Annotated in this window: 14 protein-coding genes; 8 read left to right on the forward strand and 6 right to left on the reverse strand. The window is 63.6% G+C overall.

Annotated features, from left to right (window positions below; translation table 11 throughout):
- Positions 1 to 79 precede the first annotated feature (79 nt).
- The 3 genes from epsC (at position 80) to betT (ending at position 4,292) form a co-directional block, all read left to right on the forward strand.
- Entirely contained in the window at positions 80 to 1,009 is a 930-nt protein-coding gene (gene epsC, locus BLU37_RS06190) for a serine O-acetyltransferase EpsC (protein WP_029379661.1), read from the forward strand.
- A 214-nt stretch (positions 1,010 to 1,223) separates the two neighbouring features.
- Positions 1,224 to 1,850, forward strand: a complete 627-nt coding sequence (gene ycaC / locus BLU37_RS06195; protein WP_019362430.1) for an isochorismate family cysteine hydrolase YcaC — start codon at positions 1,224 to 1,226, stop codon at positions 1,848 to 1,850.
- A gap of 468 nt (positions 1,851 to 2,318) precedes the next feature.
- Positions 2,319 to 4,292 carry a choline transporter BetT gene (betT, locus tag BLU37_RS06200; protein WP_172833091.1) on the forward strand — a complete coding sequence of 658 codons (1,974 nt, stop codon included), beginning with the start codon at positions 2,319 to 2,321 and terminating at the stop codon, positions 4,290 to 4,292.
- A 142-nt stretch (positions 4,293 to 4,434) separates the two neighbouring features.
- Here betT and BLU37_RS06205 read toward each other — a convergent pair whose 3' ends face one another.
- Positions 4,435 to 5,148 (reverse strand): SDR family oxidoreductase, encoded by a 714-nt coding sequence (locus tag BLU37_RS06205; protein WP_090203214.1) that lies wholly within the window; start codon positions 5,146 to 5,148, stop codon positions 4,435 to 4,437.
- 151 nt (positions 5,149 to 5,299) lie between these two features.
- On the opposite strand from BLU37_RS06205, the gene BLU37_RS06210 reads away from it, so the two are divergent.
- Positions 5,300 to 6,190, forward strand: a complete 891-nt coding sequence (locus tag BLU37_RS06210; RefSeq protein WP_090203217.1) for a LysR family transcriptional regulator — start codon at positions 5,300 to 5,302, stop codon at positions 6,188 to 6,190.
- A gap of 9 nt (positions 6,191 to 6,199) precedes the next feature.
- Here the strand turns inward: BLU37_RS06210 and BLU37_RS06215 are convergent, their stop codons facing one another.
- Positions 6,200 to 7,243, reverse strand: coding sequence for a LacI family DNA-binding transcriptional regulator (locus BLU37_RS06215; protein WP_090203219.1), 1,044 nt, complete (start codon positions 7,241 to 7,243; stop codon positions 6,200 to 6,202).
- A gap of 208 nt (positions 7,244 to 7,451) precedes the next feature.
- On the opposite strand from BLU37_RS06215, the gene BLU37_RS06220 reads away from it, so the two are divergent.
- The 3 genes from BLU37_RS06220 (at position 7,452) to mgrA (ending at position 12,657) form a co-directional block, all read left to right on the forward strand.
- Positions 7,452 to 9,701 (forward strand): TonB-dependent receptor, encoded by a 2,250-nt coding sequence (locus tag BLU37_RS06220; protein WP_090203222.1) that lies wholly within the window; start codon positions 7,452 to 7,454, stop codon positions 9,699 to 9,701.
- 143 nt (positions 9,702 to 9,844) lie between these two features.
- Positions 9,845 to 11,224, forward strand: coding sequence for an LLM class flavin-dependent oxidoreductase (locus BLU37_RS06225; RefSeq protein ID WP_090203225.1), 1,380 nt, complete (start codon positions 9,845 to 9,847; stop codon positions 11,222 to 11,224).
- A 395-nt stretch (positions 11,225 to 11,619) separates the two neighbouring features.
- Positions 11,620 to 12,657, forward strand: a complete 1,038-nt coding sequence (gene mgrA, locus BLU37_RS06230; RefSeq protein WP_090203228.1) for an L-glyceraldehyde 3-phosphate reductase — start codon at positions 11,620 to 11,622, stop codon at positions 12,655 to 12,657.
- Between the two features lie 74 nt (positions 12,658 to 12,731).
- Here the strand turns inward: mgrA and BLU37_RS06235 are convergent, their stop codons facing one another.
- From BLU37_RS06235 to BLU37_RS06245, 3 genes are read right to left on the reverse strand one after another with little or no spacing between them, the layout of a single operon-like run.
- Positions 12,732 to 15,785: an efflux RND transporter permease subunit gene (locus BLU37_RS06235; protein ID WP_090203230.1), complete on the reverse strand. Its 3,054-nt coding sequence runs from the start codon at positions 15,783 to 15,785 to the stop codon at positions 12,732 to 12,734.
- On the reverse strand, positions 15,782 to 16,852 hold the full coding sequence (locus tag BLU37_RS06240; protein WP_090203233.1) for an efflux RND transporter periplasmic adaptor subunit: 1,071 nt from the start codon (positions 16,850 to 16,852) through the stop codon (positions 15,782 to 15,784). The genes BLU37_RS06235 and BLU37_RS06240 overlap by 4 nt, the downstream gene beginning before the upstream one ends.
- Positions 16,849 to 17,949, reverse strand: coding sequence for an efflux RND transporter periplasmic adaptor subunit (locus BLU37_RS06245; RefSeq protein WP_051026193.1), 1,101 nt, complete (start codon positions 17,947 to 17,949; stop codon positions 16,849 to 16,851). The genes BLU37_RS06240 and BLU37_RS06245 overlap by 4 nt, the downstream gene beginning before the upstream one ends.
- Positions 17,950 to 18,106: 157 nt before the next feature.
- On the opposite strand from BLU37_RS06245, the gene BLU37_RS06250 reads away from it, so the two are divergent.
- Positions 18,107 to 19,267, forward strand: a complete 1,161-nt coding sequence (locus BLU37_RS06250) for an AAA family ATPase (protein ID WP_090203235.1) — start codon at positions 18,107 to 18,109, stop codon at positions 19,265 to 19,267.
- A gap of 312 nt (positions 19,268 to 19,579) precedes the next feature.
- On the opposite strand, the gene BLU37_RS06255 is transcribed toward BLU37_RS06250, so the two are convergent.
- Positions 19,580 to 20,362 carry a MetQ/NlpA family ABC transporter substrate-binding protein gene (locus BLU37_RS06255; RefSeq protein WP_010447308.1) on the reverse strand — a complete coding sequence of 261 codons (783 nt, stop codon included), beginning with the start codon at positions 20,360 to 20,362 and terminating at the stop codon, positions 19,580 to 19,582.
- Positions 20,363 to 20,417: the final 55 nt, after the last annotated feature.

The raw sequence follows: 20,417 nt of genomic DNA on the forward strand, positions 1-20,417 counted from the left end.
TTCCCCCTCAGGACGGTGCCGTAAAGTGAATGACATTCAGGTGGCCCGACTGTCCGGCCGCCAGGTCGGAGATTTGATCGTGAGCGAGCGTTCCAGCCATTGGCAATTACAGACCATTGTCAGCCAGTTGCGCAGCGCCCGGGATGAGTGGCGCAGCCGCAACGGGCGGGTCAGTGATGAACAGGGTGGACGCGAGCTGCCCTCACGCCAGGCCATGGCAGACATTCTCGAGGCCCTGTGTGGGGCGCTGTTCCCGATGCGCCTGGGGCCGGTGGACCTGCGCGAGGAAAGCGAGGACTTCTATGTCGGCCACACCCTGGACGCTGCCCTCAACGCCCTGCTGGCCCAGGCCCGCCTGGAGCTGCGCTATGCCGCCCGGCATGACGGACAGGCCGATGCCGAGGTGCAGGCCAAGGCCCTGCGGCTGATCCAGGACTTCGCCATGGCCCTGCCGCAACTGCGCCGGCTGCTCGACACCGATGTCCTGGCGGCCTACCACGGCGACCCGGCGGCGCGCAGCGTCGACGAAGTGCTGCTGTGCTACCCGGGCATTCTCGCGGTGATCCACCACCGCCTGGCACACCACCTGTACCGTGCCGGGTTGCCGCTGCTGGCGCGGATCAGTGCGGAAATCGCTCACTCGGCCACCGGCATCGATATCCATCCGGGTGCACAGATCGGCCCCAGCTTCTTCATCGACCACGGTACCGGTGTGGTGATCGGCGAGACGGCGATCATCGGCGAACGGGTGAGGATCTACCAGGCGGTGACCCTGGGCGCCAAGCGCTTCCCGGCGGACGAGGACGGTCAGTTGCAGAAAGGCCACCCACGGCATCCGATTGTCGAGGACGACGTGGTGATCTATGCCGGCGCGACCATCCTGGGACGCATCACCATCGGCAAGGGCGCCACCATCGGCGGCAACGTCTGGCTGACCCGCAGCGTGCCGGCCGGCTGCAACCTGACCCAGGCCAATCTGCAGCAGCATGAGAACGAGATTCAGCGCTGAAGATCATTGTGGGGGTTGGCTGCCGGCGAAGGCGTCCTTGAGGCCGTCAAAAGCTTCGCGGGCAAGCCCGCTCCAAGGTTCGGCGCGGGATTGTCCATCTTGGGGAGACAGTCAAACCGATTTCAGCCGCTTTTTCCTTTTTCGGTGAGTTATTAATCTGGTCACAAGTTGAACGACACAGCTTCCAACCACTTAATCGAAAAAGGATTCCCACATGAGCAAGCCAACCTACAACCGCCTGAACAAAGACGACGCCGTAGTCCTGCTGGTCGACCACCAGACCGGTCTGATTTCCCTGGTCCAGGACTTCTCGCCGAACGAGTTCAAGAACAACGTGTTGGCGTTGGCTGACCTGGCCAAATTCTTCGAACTGCCGACCATCCTGACCACCAGCTTCGAGCAAGGTCCCAACGGCCCGCTGGTTCCAGAACTGAAAGAGATGTTCCCGGACGCGCCCTACATCGCCCGCCCAGGCCAGATCAACGCCTGGGACAACGAAGACTTCGTCAAGGCGATCAAGGCGACCGGCCGCAAGCAACTGATCATCGCCGGTGTGGTGACCGACGTTTGCGTAGCATTCCCGACCCTGTCGGCCCTGGCTGAAGGCTTCGACGTGTTCGTGGTGACCGATGCTTCCGGCACCTTCAACACCACCGTGCAGCAGGCCGCATGGAACCGCATGACCCAGGCTGGTGCGCAGATGATGAACTGGTTCTCGGTGGCCTGTGAGCTGCACCGCGACTGGCGCAACGATATCGAAGGTTTGGGCAACCTGCTGTCGCAGCGTATCCCCAACTACCGCAACCTGATGAACAGCTACGCGGCGCTGACGGCCCGCTGAGTTTCCCTGAACCACAAAGCCCGCCTTCGAGCGGGCCTTCTGTTTTTGGGCGGCCAGACAGCGTCTCAGAACAGACCGCTATTATCTCCTTGTGGAAATAGCCCTGTAGGAGCCGGGCTTGCCCGCGAAGCTTTTAGCGGCCTCAGGGACGCCTTCGCAGGCAAGCCAGCTCCCACAGGGGCTGCGGTGTGCCCGGTGCTTCAATGCTGCTGGCCCAGGCCCCACCCGCTCACCCTGCAACTCCTGCGGAAAGAGGCTGTCGGAACCTTACCGCTCAACCCTGCGATTAGTCCCAAACGCCGATCCGTGTTTAACTTGACTGTTCGTTCAAGTTAAACCGGCGGTTCGCTGCCCGCTCACAACAGGAGGCCTGTCTTTGCTGAGTCCGAAAGATCCAGCCATGTTCCACCCCTTCGAGGTACCCACTCCATGAGTACCTCCACCAACGCACCCAGCGGCCTGATCCGCATGAACCCGCCCGTGTTCTACTTCGCTGCGACCTTCATCCTGCTGTTCGGTCTGCTGGTCATCAGCCAGCCCGAAGCCGCCGGCCAATGGTTGCTGGCCGCGCAGAACTGGGCAGCCAACACAGTCGGCTGGTATTACCTGCTGGCGATGACCCTGTACCTGGTCTTCGTGGTGGTCACCGCCTTGTCCGGCTACGGCAGGATCAAGCTCGGTGCCGACCACGACGAACCCGAGTTCAGCTACCTGTCCTGGGCCGGCATGCTGTTCGCCGCCGGGATCAGCATCACCCTGTTCTTCTTCTGCGTCTCCGAACCGCTGACCCACATGCTCGTGCCGCCCCAGGGCGACACCGGGCCCCTCGCAGGTACAAACGCTGCCGCGCGACAGGCGATGCAGATCCTGTTCCTGCACTGGGGCCTGCACGGCTGGGGCGTGTTCGCCTTCGTCGGCATGGCCCTGGCCTACTTCGCCTACCGGCACAACCTGCCGCTGGCCTTGCGTTCGGCGCTGTACCCGCTGATCGGCAAACGCATCAACGGCCCCATCGGCTACGCAGTCGACGGTTTCGGCATCATCGCCACGGTGTTCGGCCTCGGTGCCGACATGGGCTTCGGCGTGCTGCACCTCAACTCGGGGCTGGACTATCTGTTCGGCATTCCCCATACCCAGTGGATCCAGGTCGGGCTGATCGTGCTGATGATGGGCGCGGCCATCGCCGTCGCGGTGGCCGGTGTCGACAAGGGCGTGCGGGTGATGTCCGACATCAACATGCTGCTGGCCTGTGCGCTGCTGCTGTTCGTGTTGTTCGCCGGGCCCACCCAGCACCTGCTCAACACCCTGATACAGAACCTCGGTGACTACCTCGGCGCGTTGCCGACCAAAAGTTTCGACCTCTACGCCTACGACCAGCCCAGTGACTGGCTCGGCGGCTGGACGGTGTTCTACTGGGCCTGGTGGATTGCCTGGGCGCCATTCGTGGGCCTGTTCATCGCGCGGATTTCCCGCGGCCGGACCATCCGCGAATTCGTCTTCGGCGTGCTGTTGATTCCGCTGGGTTTCACCCTGGCGTGGATGTCGATCTTCGGCAACAGCGCCATCGAGCAGGTGCTCAACCACGGCATGAGCGCCCTCGGCCAGTCGGCCATCGACGACCCGTCGCGCACTCTGTACCTGCTGCTGGAAACCTACCCGTGGAGCCGCACGGTGATCGCAGTGACGGTGTTCATCAGCTTCGTGTTCTTCGTCACGTCGGCCGACTCCGGCACCGTGGTGCTGTCGACGCTCTCCGCGCGTGGCGGCAATGCCGACGAGGACGGGCCGAAATGGCTGCGGGTATTCTGGGGCGCGATGACCGCCCTGATCACCAGCGCGCTGCTGTTCTCCGGCAGTATCGATGCACTGAAATCGGCGGTGGTGCTGACCTCGCTGCCGTTCTCGCTGATTCTGCTGTTGATGATGTGGGGGCTGCACAAGGCGTTCTATCTGGAGTCGCAGAAACGCATCGCCCAGTTGCACTCCCTGGCGCCGGTGTCGCCTGCACGCCGTGGCCGGGGTGGCTGGCGCCAGCGTCTGAGCCAGGCGGTGCACTTCCCGTCGCGGGACGAGGTCTATCGGTTCCTCGACCAGACCGTGCGGCCGGCCATCGAGGAAGTCACTGCGGTGTTCGTCGAGAAGGGTCTGAACGTGGTCACCCAGCCCGACCCGGCCAACGACAACGTCAGCCTGGAAATCGGCCATGGCGACCTGCACCCGTTCGTCTACCAGGTGCAGATGCGCGGCTACTTCACGCCCTCCTTCGCCCTCGGCGGGTTGGGCTCAAGGGACATGCGCAACCGCCGCTACTACCGCGCCGAGGTGCACCTGAGCGAAGGCAGCCAGGACTACGACCTGATGGGCTACAGCAAGGAGCAGATCATCAACGACATCCTCGACCAGTACGAACGGCACATGCAGTTCCTGCACCTGGTGCGTTGATCCAATAAGGACCAGGCATCCCATCGCACCCGTGGGAACAACACCAACCTGTGGGAGCAGGATTCATCCGCGAAGAGGCCCATGAGACCGCTAAAAGCTTCGCGGATAAGTCCTGCCACTGGGAGGGTGCCTACCTCAAAGATCAGACCAACCCACCATTGGCCCGCAACACCTGGCCATTGACCCAGCCCGCCGCCGGGCTCACCAGGAACGATACGATCTCGGCGATATCCTCCGGCTGCCCCAGGCGCTCCAGCGGTGGCATACGGGCAAAGGTCTGGACCTGCTCCTCGCTCTTGCCGTGCAGGAACAGTTCGGTCGCCACCGGCCCCGGGGCCACGGCATTGACGGTGATGCGCCGGCCACGCAGCTCCTTGGCAAACACCTGGGTAAGGGACTCCACCGCCGCCTTGCTGGCGATGTACACCGAGTAACCCGGCAGGTTCAAGCCCACGGTGCTGCTGGAGAAGTTGACGATGCGCCCATCGTCATTCATCCGCTTCGCCGCCTCACGCAGGGTATTGAAGGTACCCCGGGTATTGATGGCGAACGTCTGGTCGAACAGCTCGTCACTGTGCTCGGCCAGCGGCAACACCTTGAGGATTCCGGCGTTGTTGATCAGCACATCGACCTTGCCCAGTTGCAGTTCGGTTTCCTCGAACAGCCGCGCAACATCGCTGGAGTTGCCGACGTCAGCCTTGATCGCTATGGCCGGGTGGCCGGCCTGGCGCAGTTCCACTACCAGTGCCGAGGCCTCCTCGGTACTGCTCGCATAGTTGATCGCCACGGCAAAGCCCTGCGCCGCCAGTTGGCGGGCGATCACCGCGCCGATACCACGCGAGGCGCCGGTGACGATGGCGACTTTTCAGGAGTGCTGGGTCATGTCGAATCTCCTGGAGTGTGCGTTGGGATGGCGCCAATTTCACAGGTTTATCCCAGGCGATAAATGGGCGATAGTTGACCTGAATATTCAATAATCACCAACAATCAAACACAGCGGAGCAGCCATGGACCAGGTCAAGGCGATGAAGGTGTTCGTGCGGATCTACGAGCGCAGCAGCTTCACCCTGGCCGCCGAAGACCTGAACCTGCCCCGCGCGACCCTGACCCACACCCTCAACCAGTTCGAAGCCTGGCTCGGCACCCGACTGCTGGAACGCAGCACCCGCCGCGTACGCCCGACCCTCGACGGCGAGGCCTACTACTCGCGTTGCGTGCAGTTGCTGGCGCAGCTGGAAGAAGCCGAACTGGCGTTCCGTACGGTGGCGCCCAAGGGCCGCCTGCGCGTCGACCTGCAGGGCACCCTGGCGCGCTATTTCGTGATCCCGGCGCTACCGGCCTTCCTTGAGCGCTACCCGGACATCGACGTGTCCATCAGCGAAGCCAACCACTTCATCGACCTGATCGCCGAAGGCGTCGACTGTGTGTTGCGCTCGGGCAATCTCGGCGACTCGTCGTTGATCGGCAAACGGGTGGCCACCCTGCGCCAGGTGACCTGTGCCAGTCCGGCCTACCTGCGCAAATACGGTGAACCGCGCAGCCTCGCCGACCTCAGCCGGCACCAGGGGGTGAACTACGTATCGCGGGCCACCGGCAAGCTCTATCCGTTCGAATTCATCGAGCAGGGCGAGTTGCGGGAAATCCCACTGGCCGGCCGGGTGTCGGTGTTCGGCGCAGAAATCTATGCCGCCTCGGCAGTGGCCGGACTCGGACTGATCCAGGTGCCGCACTACCGGGTAGCGGAACAGATCGACCAGGGCCTGCTGCGCGAAGTCCTGTCGAACCATCCGCCGCCGCCGATGCCGGTCTCGGTGCTGTACCCGCAGAACCGGCACATGTCGCCACGGGTACGGGTGTTCGTCGACTGGATCAGCGAAGTGTTCGCCAATGCCGTCTGAGGCGCAGGATCAGGCGCTCTCACGCTCGATCAGTTGGCAGGTCAGCAGGTTCAGGCGTTGCACCTCATCCGTCGGCAGCACGCCGAGACTTTCCAGTATCCGCGTCGCCGCCAGCACACCGATCTCCAGGGCCGGCGGCTTGAGGGTACTCAGACTCGGCAGGAGCATTTCGGCGAACGGGTAATCGCCGAAACCCAGCACCGCGCAGTCCTCAGGAATCTTCAGCCCGGCACGCTGCCCGGCCAGCAGGCCGCCGGCCGCCAGGTTGTCGTTGGCGAAGATGATCGCGTCGGGCCGGGTGGCGACGCTCATCAGCGCCTGCATCGCCTGCTTGCCGGCCTCGAACGGCGCCAGGCCGGCATCCGGGGCAAATACCCAGGGCTCCAGCCCCAGCTCGCCCAGGGTCGCCGCGTAACCATCACGGCGCTCCAGCGCACTGAAGTCCCCCGGTGCGCTGTTCTGCACGAAGGCGATCCGCCGATAGCCCTTGCCATGCAGGTAACGGGCGGCGCTGACCCCGACTTCATGGTGGGAAAAACCGATCTGCAACGGCGCGCGCTGCGGCTGATGGTCCCAGATCTCGATCACCGGAATGTCCGCTTCGGCGATCATCTTTTCGGTGCCCACACTGTGGAACCGGCTGGTCAGTACCAGCGCCGCCGGCGACCAGCCGAGAAACGCGCGCACCGCACTTTCCTCCTGCTCCGCCGAGAAGTAGCTCGACGCCAACAGCGGTTGGTAGCCATGCCGACCCAGGGTGTCACTGAAGCCCTGGATGGTGTTGGCGAAGATCGGGCCGGAGATGTTCGGGATCACCATCGCGACGATCCGCCCCCGGGCCGACGCCAGCCCACCCGCCACCAGGTTCGGCACGTAGCCCAGCTCCTCGACCGCCGCCGCGATCCGCTCGCGGCGCTCGGGCGAGACCTGCTCGGGGTTGTTGAAATACCGCGACACGGTGATCGCCGAGACCCCGGCCGCCTGGGCAACCGTGCTCAAGGTGACACGTCCGGCTCCACGGCGCTTGCGGCCTGGCGCTTTGTCAGCAGTCAAAGTCCGATCCTTATTGAAACCAAAAGGAATATAAAAGTAATTTTTCAGTATTTGACGATCTATATCGACCTTTCCGATACTGGCGATGTTAGCGCTAACAAAAGGCTTTGTCTGCCTGCTACTCGCTCGAGCGAATGCCCCAAGACAAATCAGGCGCTGTCGACGCAGAGCGACGGCGGTTCAGGGTCATTTTTCGAGCGGGCAACACATGCACAACACATTCGGGGAGCAACACACACTGGCGCGGGCGATCCGTGCCGCCACGCCACGACGTCCACACGTGGCCTGGCTGCTGGCCGGGCTGAGCGCCCTGCCGTCGTCTGCGGTATTCGCCGCCGATGCAGTCAGCGATCAGGAGCCGACCCTCAAGGCGGTCACCGTCACTGCCACGCGCCGCGAGGAATCGCTGCAGAAAGTTCCGGTGGCAGTCTCAGTGGTCGATGGCGAGCAACTGGAGCGGGACAGTCGCAACGGCGTCGCCAGCATCGTCCAGCAAGTACCGACGCTGAACTTCCGCACCGGTGCCTCGAACAAGGACACCTCGCTGTTCGTCCGTGGCGTGGGCACCATTTCCACCTCGCCAGGGGTCGAGCCGACCGTGGCGACGGTGATCGACGGCGTGGTCTACAGCCGTCCCGGCCAGGCCACCCTCGACCTGCTCGACCTCGACCGCATCGAAGTGCTGCGCGGCCCGCAGGGCACGCTGTTCGGCAAGAACGCCTCGGCCGGCGTGCTGAACATCGTGACCAGGGCGCCGACCGCCGAGACCCATGGCTACATCGACCAGTCGTACTTCAGCGGCAACGAAAGCCGCACCCGTTTCGGCATCGGCGGCAGCCTGATTCCGGACACCCTCAAAGGCTCGCTGACCACCCTGTTCGGCAGCTATGACGGCAACGTCGACAACAAGGCCAACGGCCAGGAAGTCAACGGCTACAACCACAAGGGCGTGCGCGGCAAGCTGGAGTTCACCCCCAACGAGGACGTGAAATTCACCCTCGCCGCCGACTACATGCAGTCCCATGACGACGCCCCCAACGGCGTGGTCAGCAAGTCGCTGAGCCCGGCCTTCACCAATGCCCTGAGCCCGGTACGGCCGTCCTCCGACAACCGCGACATCAACGCCGATACCCGCAGCTACGTCGACGACATCAACAAGGGCCTGTCCGGTCAGCTCGACTGGAACCTCGGTGACTACACCCTGACTTCGATCACCGCCTGGCGTGGCTGGAGCAACCAACAGTACCAGGACGGCGACCGCCTCGGCAGCGTCACCGCCGCCTTCCCCGGCACCGCCGACCGTGGCGCGCTGGACTTCAACCAGTACTCCCAGGAAATTCGCCTGGCCTCGCCCAAGGGCCAGTTCCTGGAGTACGTCGGTGGCCTGTTCTACATGCACGGCAAGGACGAAGAGACCTACCAGCGCACCCTGACCACCACCACCAGCGTCAACCGCGGCGTTGCCGACTACAGCACCACCAGCGACAGCTACGCGGTGTTCGGCGAAAGCACGCTGAATTTCACCCCGACCTTTCGCGGTATCGCCGGACTGCGCTACACCCACGACGACCTGTCCTACGATCACCGCCGCGTCTCGACTTCCGCCACCACCGTCAGCGGCATCCAGCCAAACACCAGCAGCCATGGTTCAGTGGACGAAGACGGCTGGTCCGGGCGCCTCGGCGTGCAGTACGACCTCAGCGACAGCGTCACCAGCTACCTGACCTACTCGCGCGGCTACAAGGGTCCGGCCTACAACGTGTTCTTCAACATGCAGCCGCGCGACACCGACGCGCTGAAACCGGAAACCTCCAACACCTGGGAAGCCGGGATCAAGGCCACCAGCTGGAACAACCGTCTGACCACCAACCTGGCGGTGTTCCACAGTGACTACGACAACTACCAGGCGAACTTCTTCGACACCGTAGCCGGGCAAGTGGTGACCCGCCTGATCAACGCCGGCAGCGTCAGCACCGAAGGCGTGGAAGCCGACTACGCCTTGCAGGCTACGACCCGCCTCAAACTGTCCGGTGCCCTGGCCTATACCCGTGCGCGGATCGACGAGTTCTCCTGCCCGCCAGGTGCAGCGGCCAGTTGCAATGTCAATGGCAAGCCGCTGCCGTTCAGCCCCGACTGGAAAAGCTACGTGCGCGCCGACTACAGCATGCCGTTGAACAACGGCCTGGACCTGGAACTGGGCACCGACTTCAGTTGGCAGAGCGAAGTGCAGTACGACATTGCCCAGAACGTCGACACCAAACAGGGCGCCTACGGCATCTGGAACGCGAGCATCGCCCTGGCCGACTACAACCAGGGCTGGCGCGTGGCGCTGCTGGGGAAAAACCTCGGCGACAAGTCCTACTCGCCGTTGCTGGCCAGCGGTGGCAACTACATCTATCGGGCCGTACCACGGGATGACGAACGCTACTTCGGCATTCAGGTGCGCAAGGATTTCTGATTGCGGCGCATAGACACTACTTGCCGGCAAGTGCAGCGCCATCTGGTCATCTCCCACAGCTCCCGGGCTGAACAAAGCCTCTTGTGGGAGCGGGCCTGCCCACGAAGCTTTTCAACCCCAACCGCAAACTCAAGGAATGACCCATGCCCCCTGCTCCTCGCCAGCTCAAGCTGGGCGCGTTTCTAATGGCCACCGGGCACCACGTCGCGGCGTGGCGTCACCCGGAAGTCCCGGCCACCGCCGGCCTGGACTTCGCCCACTACAAGCATTTGGCGCGCATCGCCGAGGCGGCGAAATTCGACGCGCTGTTCGTGGCCGACAGCGTTGCCGCTGCCGAAGGTGAAATCGCCAGTCGCATGGCCCGCTCGGACCACTTCGAGCCGCTGACCCTGCTTTCTGCGCTGAGCGCGGTGACCGAACGCATCGGCCTGATCGCCACCGCCACCACCAGCTACAACGAGCCGTACCACGTGGCCCGCAAGTTCGCCTCGCTGGACCACCTGTCCGGCGGCCGCGCCGGCTGGAACCTGGTGACCTCGGATGCCGCTGCCGAAGCCCTGAACTTCGGCCGCACCGAGCACATCAGTCACGCCGAACGCTATGAGCGGGCGCGCGAATTCCACCAGGTGGTCACCGGCCTGTGGGACAGCTGGGAAGACGACGCCTTCAGCCGTGACAAGTCCAGCGGCCAGTACTACGACCCGGCCAAGCTGCACGTGCTCGATCATCAGGGCAAACACTTCAAGGTCCGCGGCCCGCTGAACGTCGCCCGTTCGCCCCAGGGCCGGCCGGTGGTCGTCCAGGCCGGCTCATCGCAGAGCGGCCTGGAACTGGCCGCACAGACCGCCGAAGTGGTGTTCACCGCGCAATCCTCCCTGGCCAGGGCGCAAACGTTCTACGCCGACCTCAAGGGCCGCCTGAGGCGCTTCGGGCGCTCGGCCGACGACCTGAAGATCATGCCGGGGGTGTTTGTCGTGGTCGGCCAGAGCGAAAGCGAGGCCCGGGAGAAACATGAAGCGTTCCAGCAACTGGTCGAGCCCGAGGTCGGCGTCGCCCTGCTCGGACGCATGCTCGGCAACTTCGACCTGTCGGGTTATCCACTGGACGGTCCGCTGCCCGAACTGCCACTGACCGACAGTGGCCAACAGAGCCGGCAGAAGCTGCTGACCGAACTGGCCGGCACGGAAAACCTGACCCTGGCGCAGCTGGGCCGACGCATTGCCGGAGGCCGCGGGCACTACAGCCTGGTCGGTACACCGACACGGATCGCCGACGAGTTGCAGGTCTGGTTCGAACAAGGCGCAGCGGATGGCTTCAACGTACTGGTGCCGCACCTGCCAGGCGGGCTGGAGGAGTTCGCCGCCTCGGTGGTGCCAGAACTGCAGCGGCGCGGGCTGTTCCGAACCGAGTACGAGGGCACCACGCTACGCGAACACCTCGGGCTTGAGCGGCCGGTAAACCGCCTCGCACAGCCCTTGCAGGCCCGGGAGACGACTTTCGGTGACAAATTGATCGCTTTTTAACCAACCCGAGTCATCAAATCGTACTTTATCGTAATACGCAGTACGTGTACCGCATCTAAACTTTTGAATTTCCTAGTAATTGCTTGGGAAAACACAATTTCTTGTACAGGGTCAAAAGTACGCAGGTATGTACTAATTTGTACTGATCCAAAAAGATCTTTTTATGGGAAATTGAAAGTCAAGCGTAAATTTTCGGAGTCGGCAGAAATGTACCTGCCGGGAAATTTGCGCGAGCGACAGCAAGCCCGGAACGGAATTCGGAAAACATGAAACGTTTCAGTCACGGATCGAATCCGAGGCTAGTGTGGTCTGTCTCAAGCGTATGCTGATTGATCCAGACCGTAATGAAGTGGGCGCTGCCCTGTGAAATTTCTCGCGCAACAAGAGAGGATTCGATGACTTATCAAGCTGCCGAAAACCGCTACGACTCCATCCCCTACCGCCGCGTCGGCCGCAGTGGCCTGGTGTTGCCAGCACTGTCGCTGGGCCTGTGGCACAACTTTGGCGACAGCACGCCGATCGACACCCAGCGCGCCCTGCTGCGCACCGCCTTCGACCTGGGCATCAACCACTTCGACCTGGCGAACAACTATGGTCCGCCCTACGGCAGCGCCGAGATCAACTTCGGCCGCCTGCTGCGCGAGGACTTCAAGGCGTACCGCGACGAACTGATCATCTCCAGCAAGGCCGGCTGGGACATGTGGCCCGGCCCCTACGGCCAGGGCGGCGGCTCGCGCAAGTACGTGCTCGCCAGCCTCGACCAGAGCCTGCAGCGCCTGGGCCTGGACTATGTGGATATCTTCTACTCGCACCGCTTCGACCCGGACACCCCGCTGGAAGAAACCGCCAGCGCATTGGCTACCGCCGTGCAGCAGGGCAAGGCGCTGTACATTGGCATCTCGTCCTATTCCGGAGTGAAAACCCGCGAGATCGCAGCGCTGCTCAAGGAATGGAAAGTTCCGCTGCTGATCCACCAACCGGCCTACAACCTGCTCAACCGCTGGGTGGAAAAGGACCTGCTGGACACCGTCGAGGAACTCGGTACTGGCGTGATCGCTTTCACCCCGCTGGCCCAGGGCCTGCTGACCGACAAATACCTCAACGGCATTCCGCAGGACGCACGGGTCAACCGCCCGGGCGGTGGCTCACTGCGCGAATCGCATTTGTCCGAGGCAAACATCGCCCATGTGCGGGCCCTCAACGAGATCGCCAAGCGCCGCGGCCAGAGCCTGGCGCAACTGGCCCTGGCCTGGGCCCTGCGTGATCCACGGGTAACCTCGGCCCTGATCGGCGCAAGCCGCCCGGAGCAGATCGTCGAGAACGTCGGGGCGCTGAAGAACCTGGCGTTCAGCCAGGAAGAGCTGGCGGAGATCGACCGTTTCGCTCAGGAAGGCGGGATCAACTTGTGGGAAAAGCCGTCGACGGCAGAGTGATCGACACCCGCTCCCACAATCTTCGCTGGCAAACGCAACCTCTGCGTTTGCCAGCCTACTTGTAGGAGCAGGCCTCAGGCCGCGTCGCGTTTCGGCTCGCGAATCCTGTACCACGCCACATACAGCGCCGGCAGGAACATCAGCGTCAGTACCGTTGCGACGATGATCCCGCCGATCATCGCGTAGGCCATCGGCCCCCAGAACACTTCCCGGGCAATCGGGATCATCCCCAGACTCGCCGCCGCTGCCGTCAGCAGGATCGGCCGGCGCCGGTGTTCGGTCGCTTCCACCACCGCATCCCACGGCTCGTAGCCATTGCGCTCGTACTCATCGATCTGGGTCACCAGGATTACCGAGTTGCGGATGATGATGCCGATCAGCGCGAGAATCCCGAGAATCGCCACGAAGCCCATCGGCGTCCCCGTCGGCACCAGCGCCAGCACCACGCCGATCAGCCCCAGCGGCGCAACGCTGGCCACCAGGAACATCTTCTGCACGCTGTGCAGCTGGATCATCAGGAAAGTCGCCATGAGGAAGAGCATCAGCGGCACCACCTGGGCAATCGGTCCCTGGGCCTTGCCGCTCTCTTCCACCGTACCGCCGGTGACCACCTTGTAGCCCGCCGGCAAGCCGGCGGCGAACTGATCGACATCCGGCTTCAACTGCCGCACCAGGTCGGTTGGCTGGATCCCGCCGCGCACGCCAGCCTTGAGGGTGATGGTCGGCAGCCGATCACGGCGCCAGACCAGCGGCTGCTCCAGTTCGTAGCGCACCGTGGCAAATGCCAGCAGCGGGATCGAGGTGCCGTTGGGCGTGACGATCTGCAGGTTCTGCAAGGTTTCCGGCGTACCGCGCTCACTGTCCACTGCACGCCCGACCACGTTGATCAGGTAGATATCGTCCTTCACCTGGGTCACCGGCGCGCCACTGACGATGGTGTTCATCAGCTTCGCCACATCCTCGGACGACAGGCCGAACTGTCGCGCCTTGTCCTGGGCGATATCGATGCGCAGGACCTTGCCCGGCTCGTTCCAGTCGTAGATGGTTTCGCCGACGTTGGGGTTCTTGTCGAGGAGGGTCGCCAGCTCGATGGCATGCTTGCGTACCTGGTCGATGTCCTTGCCGCTGACCCGGTACTGCAACGGCCGCCCCACTGGCGGGCCCATTTCCAGGGTCTGGACGAAGCTGCCGATGCCGACGAAGTCATCGCGCAGGCGCTTGTTCAGCCGATCCATCAGGGCCGCGCGCTGCTCCAGGCCCTTGCTGACGATGATCAACTGCGCGTAGTAGGGATTCTGCAACTGCTGGTCGAGAGGCAGGTAGAAACGGATCGCCCCTTCACCGATGTAGGTGCTCCAGCGCAGGATGTCCGGATCGTCCTTGAGGCTGGCCTCCAGTCGGTCCACCACCTTGCGGGTCTCGTTGATCGAGGCGTTCTGCGGCAGGTCGAGGTCGACGAGGACTTCCGGGCGGTCCGAGGACGGGAAGAACTGGTTCTGCACGAACCCCATGCCGAACACCGACAAGGCGAAGATCAGCACCGTCAGGCCGATGGCCCACCAGCGGTTGCGCAACGACCACAGCAGCCCGGCATTGAAGACCCGGGCCACCCGCCCGTTGCCATTGTCATGGGCCTTCACCTTCTCACTGAGGATGTGCACGCCGATGACCGGCGCGAACAGCACGGCGACGATCCACGACACCAGCATCGCCACGGCGATCACCGCGAACAGGGTGAAGGTGTACTCGCCGGCCGAGCTGGCATTGAGGCCGATAGGCACGAAACCGGCGACGGTCACCAGGGTCCCGGTGAGCATCGGAAAGGCCGTGGAGGTGTAGGCGAAGGTCGCGGCCTGCTCCTTGCTGTCGCCCTTCTCCAGGCGGGTGACCATCATTTCCACGGTGATCATCGCATCGTCCACCAGCAGGCCGAGGGCGATGATCAGCGCGCCGAGGGAGATGCGCTGCATGGTGATGCCGCTGTACTCCATGAACACGAAGACCATCGCCAGCACCAGCGGAATCGAGCAGGCCACCACCAGCCCGGCGCGCAGGCCGAGAGCGACGAAGCTCACCACCAGGACGATGATCACCGCCTCGAACAGCGCGCTGGTGAAGCCGCCGACGGCCTTCTCCACCACTTCGGCCTGGTCGGAAACCTTGTGCACACCCACACCCACCGGCAGGTCGGCGGTGAGGCTGTCCATGCGCTCGTGCAGGGCCTTGCCGAAGTCCTGGATATTGCCACCCTTCTTCATCGCTATCGCCAGGCCGATGGCCGTCTGGCCGTTGTAGCGAAACAGCGGAGTCGGCGGATCGACATAACCGCGGCTGATATCGGCGATGTCCGCCAGCCGGTAGAAACGATCGTTGAGCTTGAGGTTGACCGCCTGCAGATCTTTTTCCGAGGCGTACTGTCCGGAAGCCCGCACCGAGATGCGCTCGGGACCAGCCTCGATCACCCCGGCCGGAGTCACCGCGTTCTGCGATTGCAGGCTCTGTACCACCTGGCGCTGATCGATGCCCAGGGCGGCCAGCTTGCGGGTGGAGAAGTTCAGGTAGAGCACTTCGTTCTGCTCACCGATCATCTCGATCTTGCCCAGGCCCGGTACATCGCGGATCTGCGCGCGGACCTGCTCCACATAGTCGCGCAACTGGCGCATGCTCAGGCCGTCGCTGGTGAAGGCATAGACCGAACCGAACACATCGCCGAACTCGTCGTTGAAGCCGGGGCCCTGGATGCCCTGGGGGAAATCGCCACGGATATCGTCGATCTTCTTGCGCACCTGGTACCAGATCTGCGGGATGTCCTTGCCGCCGGTGGTGTCGCGCAGGTAAACGAACACCGTCGACTCGCCCGGCCGGGTGTAGCTCTTCACGTAGTCGAGGGAGTCGAGTTCTTCGAGCTTCTTCTCGATGCGGTCGGTGACCTGCTCCAGCGTCTCGTCCACTGTCGCGCCGGGCCACTGGGTCTGGATGATCATGGTCTTGATGGTGAAGGACGGGTCTTCCTCGCGCCCCAGGTTGATGTAGGAGAACACCCCCATCAACAGCGCGACGAACATCAGATACCAGACGAACGACTGGTGCTTGAGCGCCCACTCGGACAGGTTGAAACTCCCTTTCATCGTGGGTTTTCCTCGTCGATTCTGACTTTCTGTCCAGGCTTGAGACTGTTCACCCCGGCGCTCACCACCTTCTCGCCAGCCTTGACCCCCGAGCCCAGCAGCATCGTCTCGCCATCGCGGCTGACAACCTTCACTTCACGGGGCGAGACGGTCGAGGTCTGCGGATCGATGGTCCAGATCTGCGTCTTGCCCTGGTTCTCCCACAACGCCGACAGCGGCAATTGGATGCGCGGCTCGATGGCCGAACTCAGGGTCACGCTGATGGAGGTGCCCAGGCGAAACGCCGCCGGGGTATCGACCAGGCTCAACCGGGCCCGGCGAGTGCGGGTGGCGCTGTCGGCCTGGGGCTCGATTTCCCGCAGGTGAGCGGTGGTGTTGACGCTCGGGTCGAGCTGGCTGGCGACGCGAAATTCAACCCCTTCGCGCAACTGGTCAGCCAAGCTGGCCGGCAGGTCGATCACCGCCTCCTTGATATCCGGGCGCGCCAGCGTCACCACTTCCTGGCCGGCGCTGACCACCTGGCCGGCCTCGACCTTCCAGTCGGTGACCACGGCGGCATGGTCGCTGCGCAGTTCGGTGTAGCCCAACTGGTCCTTGGCCTGGCCGACCGAGGCACGGGCCTGTTCGAGGGAAGCACCGGTGGTTTTCAGATCAGTCTGGGCCACGTCCAACTGCGCCTGCGCGCCGACGCCACGGTCGAACAGTTCCTGCTGTCGACGGGCATTGGCCTGGGCGTTGATCCACTGCGCCTCGATCCGCGACAGGTCGCCCTGGGCCGCACGCAACTGGTTCTGCTGGTCGGTCGGGTCGAGGCTGGCCAGCAGTGCGCCCTGGGCCACTTCACTGCCGACATCGACGTGGCGCCGGGCGATCCGCCCTGAAACCCGAAAGCCCAGGGTGCTCTCGTAACGAGCCTGGATACTGCCGGCAAAGCGCCCAAGGCTCTGCACCGACTCCGGCTGGACCTCGATAAACAGCACCGGCCGCACCGGCTCTGGCGGCGGTTCCTGCTTCGAACAGGCGGCAACCAGCAGGCCGCCGAGCAACAGCAGCGACAGACGCTTCATGGCGGACTCCCTCCGGCGACCTGGGACGGTGGCCTGGCGATCTCCACCAACATGCCGGGATGCAACAACTGCCCACCGGCAACCACGACCTTTTCGCCGCCCTGCAGGCCTTCGCCGATCATCACGTGGCCGGTCAGGTAGCGCGCAACCTTGACCCGGCGCAGGCTGACCTTGCCGGCATCGTCCACCAGCCACACGGCAGGCTCGCTGACGTCCTTGGTCAGCGCCGACCAGGGCAGCTCGATACTGGCCTTGGCTGGCGCGGTCACGGTGGCGCTCACCACCGAACCCAGGTCCATGCCGGCCGGCAACGCGTCCAGGGCCACCTTGACCTGCACCGTGCCGCTCTGGGCCGAAACGGCCGGAGTCACCTCACGGACCTTGCCCACGGCCTTGATCGCCGGGTTGTCGAGCAGGGTCACGGTGATCGGCTGCTCCTGCGGCGGCTCGGCCAGCAACGACTCGTAGACATTGAACACCGCATCGCGCTCACCGTCCCGGGCCAGGCTGAAGATCGGCATGGTCGCCTGTACCACCTGGCCGACTTCGGCCTGGCGCGCGGTGATCACCCCGGGCGCCTCGGCAATCAGCGCGGTGTAGCCCAGCTGTTCGCGGGCATTGGCCAGTTGTGCCTGGGCCGCGCTCAGGGCGCTCTTGGCGCTGAGCAGCCCGGCCTGGGCGGCATCGTATTCACTGCGGCTGGTATACCCCTTGGGCAGGAGTTTCTGCTGGCGGACGAACGCCGCGCTGGTCTGCTGAACCCGCGCCTGCTGGGCGCTGACCTCGGCCTGAGCACTGTCGACGTTGGTCTGCAGGTCCTTGGGGTCGAGTTTGGCGAGCACCTGCCGAGCGGAGATTCGCGCCCCGACATCGACATTGCGCTGGATGATCTTGCCGCCGACCCGGAACGACAGATCGGTCTGTACCCGGGCCTGAATATCACCGGTGAGCGTCACGGACGCACCGAAATCCTTGCGCTGAACCTGTTCGACGAAGACGCGGGTACGCAGTTGCTCCGGCGGCTTTTCATGACCGCAACCGCTCAATAGCGCCAGAAGCACCCAGGCGGCTTGCCATTTCATTCGACGCCCGTTCATCCACGCTCCTTCGCGTAATACCTGACCACCGTGTCGTTACGACTGTTAGCGTAGAACAGGGTTCCGTCTCTGCATGACAGTGATTTCACCACAAACCAGCCATGTATCGACCCAGGCAATCGGGCACACTGTGGGTCAAACCGCCAGGATCCGCCCCATGCTCAAGACCCTCGCCGTGGCCAACTATCGCTCGATCAACAGACTGGTGGTGCCGCTGGACCGCCTGAACCTGATCACCGGTCCCAACGGCAGCGGCAAGTCCAACCTGTACCGCGCGTTGCGTCTGCTGGCGGAAACCGCCCAGGGCGGCGTGGTCAATGCACTGGCCCGCGAGGGAGGGCTGGACTCGACGTTCTGGGCCGGGCCGGAGACGATCAGCCGGCGCATGCACAATGGCGAGGTCGACGTACAAGGCACGGTGCGCCAAGGGGCCAAGCGCCTGCGCCTGGGTTTTGCCGGCGAGGACTTCAGCTACGCCATTTCCCTGGGACTGCCGGAGCCCAGCAGTTCATGGTTCTCCCTCGACCCCGAGATCAAGCGCGAATGCATCTGGGCAAGCACCGTGTACCGCCCGGCCAGCCTGCTGGTGGATCGCTCGGGACCCATGGTCAGGGTACGCGAGGGGCGCAACTGGGCAGTGCTGGCACAACACACGCCGAGCTTCGACAGCCTGTTCGACCAGGTCGGCAACCTGCGCAGTTCGCCGGAAGTGTTGTTGCTGCGCGAACACATTCGCGGTTGGCGCTTCTACGATCACTTTCGCAGCGATGCCGACGCCCCGATGCGCCAGCCCCAACTGGGCACCCGCACCCCGGTGCTGCACCACGACGGGCGCGACCTGGCGGCGGCACTGCGCACCATTATCGAAATCGGTGACCCGCAGGCGCTGCAGGAAGCGATCAGCGACGCCTTTCCTGGCTCTCGACTCGGCATCGAGGTATCGGCGGGCGCACGCTTTTCCATCGAGTTCCACCAGGACGGCCTGCTGCGACCGTTGTCCGCCGCCGAGCTGTCGGACGGTACGCTGCGCTACCTGCTGCTGGTGGCAGCCCTGCTGACGCCCAGGCCACCGACGCTGATGGTGTTGAACGAACCGGAAACCAGCCTGCATCCCGACCTGCTGCCGGCGCTGGCACGGCTGATCATCCGTGCCTCGCAGCACTGCCAGGTGTGGGTGGTGTCCCATGCCAGCCGGCTGATCGCGGCCTTGCAGCAGGACCCGGCGTGCAATTGCATCGTGCTGGAAAAGGTACTCGGTCAAACGCGGCTCGTCGGCCAGGGCATGCTCGACGAGCCGGCCTGGAAATGGCCGGACTGACTGAGCGGTACTGGATTTTCCGCAGGGTCGCCGGACCGCTGTTTTCCTTGCCTCGGGTACGGATCTTTTCTCCCCGAGGACGCTCCAAGCAGGGGCAAGAACGGCCTGCTCGCTGGCCGTTTCATAACAAGGAAGACACCATGCCCCCGGTACAAGCGCCGCAAAAACTCGACCCACAGGACATCGTGAAACTGCTGGTGGCGTTGCGCAGGGCGCTGAACGCGGCGCCATCCAGCCCTTTCCAACAGGCATAAAAAAACGCCGACGCTGGTCGCTCGTCGGCGTTCAAACCTTGAAGAGGTTGTCGGTGAATCAGAACGCCGGCAGGACCGCGCCCTTGTACTTCGATTCGATGAAAGCCTTCACTTCAGGGCTGGTCAGCGCCTTGGCCAGCTTCTGGATGGCGTCGCTGTTCTGGTTGTCAGGACGGGCCACCAGGAAGTTCACGTAAGGCGAGTCGGCACCTTCGATCAGCAGGGCATCCTTGGCCGGGTTCAGGCCGGCTTCCAGCGCGTAGTTGGTGTTGATCAGGTCCAGATCGACCTGGTCCAGGACGCGCGGCAGCAGGGCCGATTCCAGTTCCTTGAACTTGAAGTGGTGCGGGTTCTTGGCAATGTCCTTGGGCGTCGACAGGGCGTTTTTCGGGTCCTTGAGTTCGATCAGGCCCTTGCTCTGCAGCAGCAACAGGGCGCGGCCGGCGTTGCTACCCTCGTTAGGAATGGCGATGGTCGCACCATCCTTCAGCTCGGACAGGCTCTTGACCTTCTTCGAGTAGCCGCCGAAAGGTTCGACGTGCACACCGATCACGGTGACCAGGTTGGTGCCCTTGCCCTTGTTGAAGCCATCCAGGTAAGGCTTGGTCTGGAAGTAGTTGGCGTCCAGGTGCTTCTCGGCGACCTGGGTGTTGGGCTGTACGTAGTCGGTGAAGACTTTCACTTCCAGATCCACGCCTTCTTTGGCGAGGGTCGGTTTGATCAGTTCAAGGATTTCCGCGTGCGGGATCGGCGTGGCCGCTACTACCAGTTTTTCCCCAGCCTGGGCCAGGCCAGCGGTCAAAGCAGCCGCCAATGCGGTAAACAACAGAACCTTTTTCATGCAGTGTCCTTATCGAAAATCACGGTCGTCACCGACGACAGCCTGGAGAAGAGAG

The organism is Pseudomonas asplenii (genome assembly GCF_900105475.1).
GTDB classification, from domain to species: domain Bacteria; phylum Pseudomonadota; class Gammaproteobacteria; order Pseudomonadales; family Pseudomonadaceae; genus Aquipseudomonas; species Aquipseudomonas asplenii.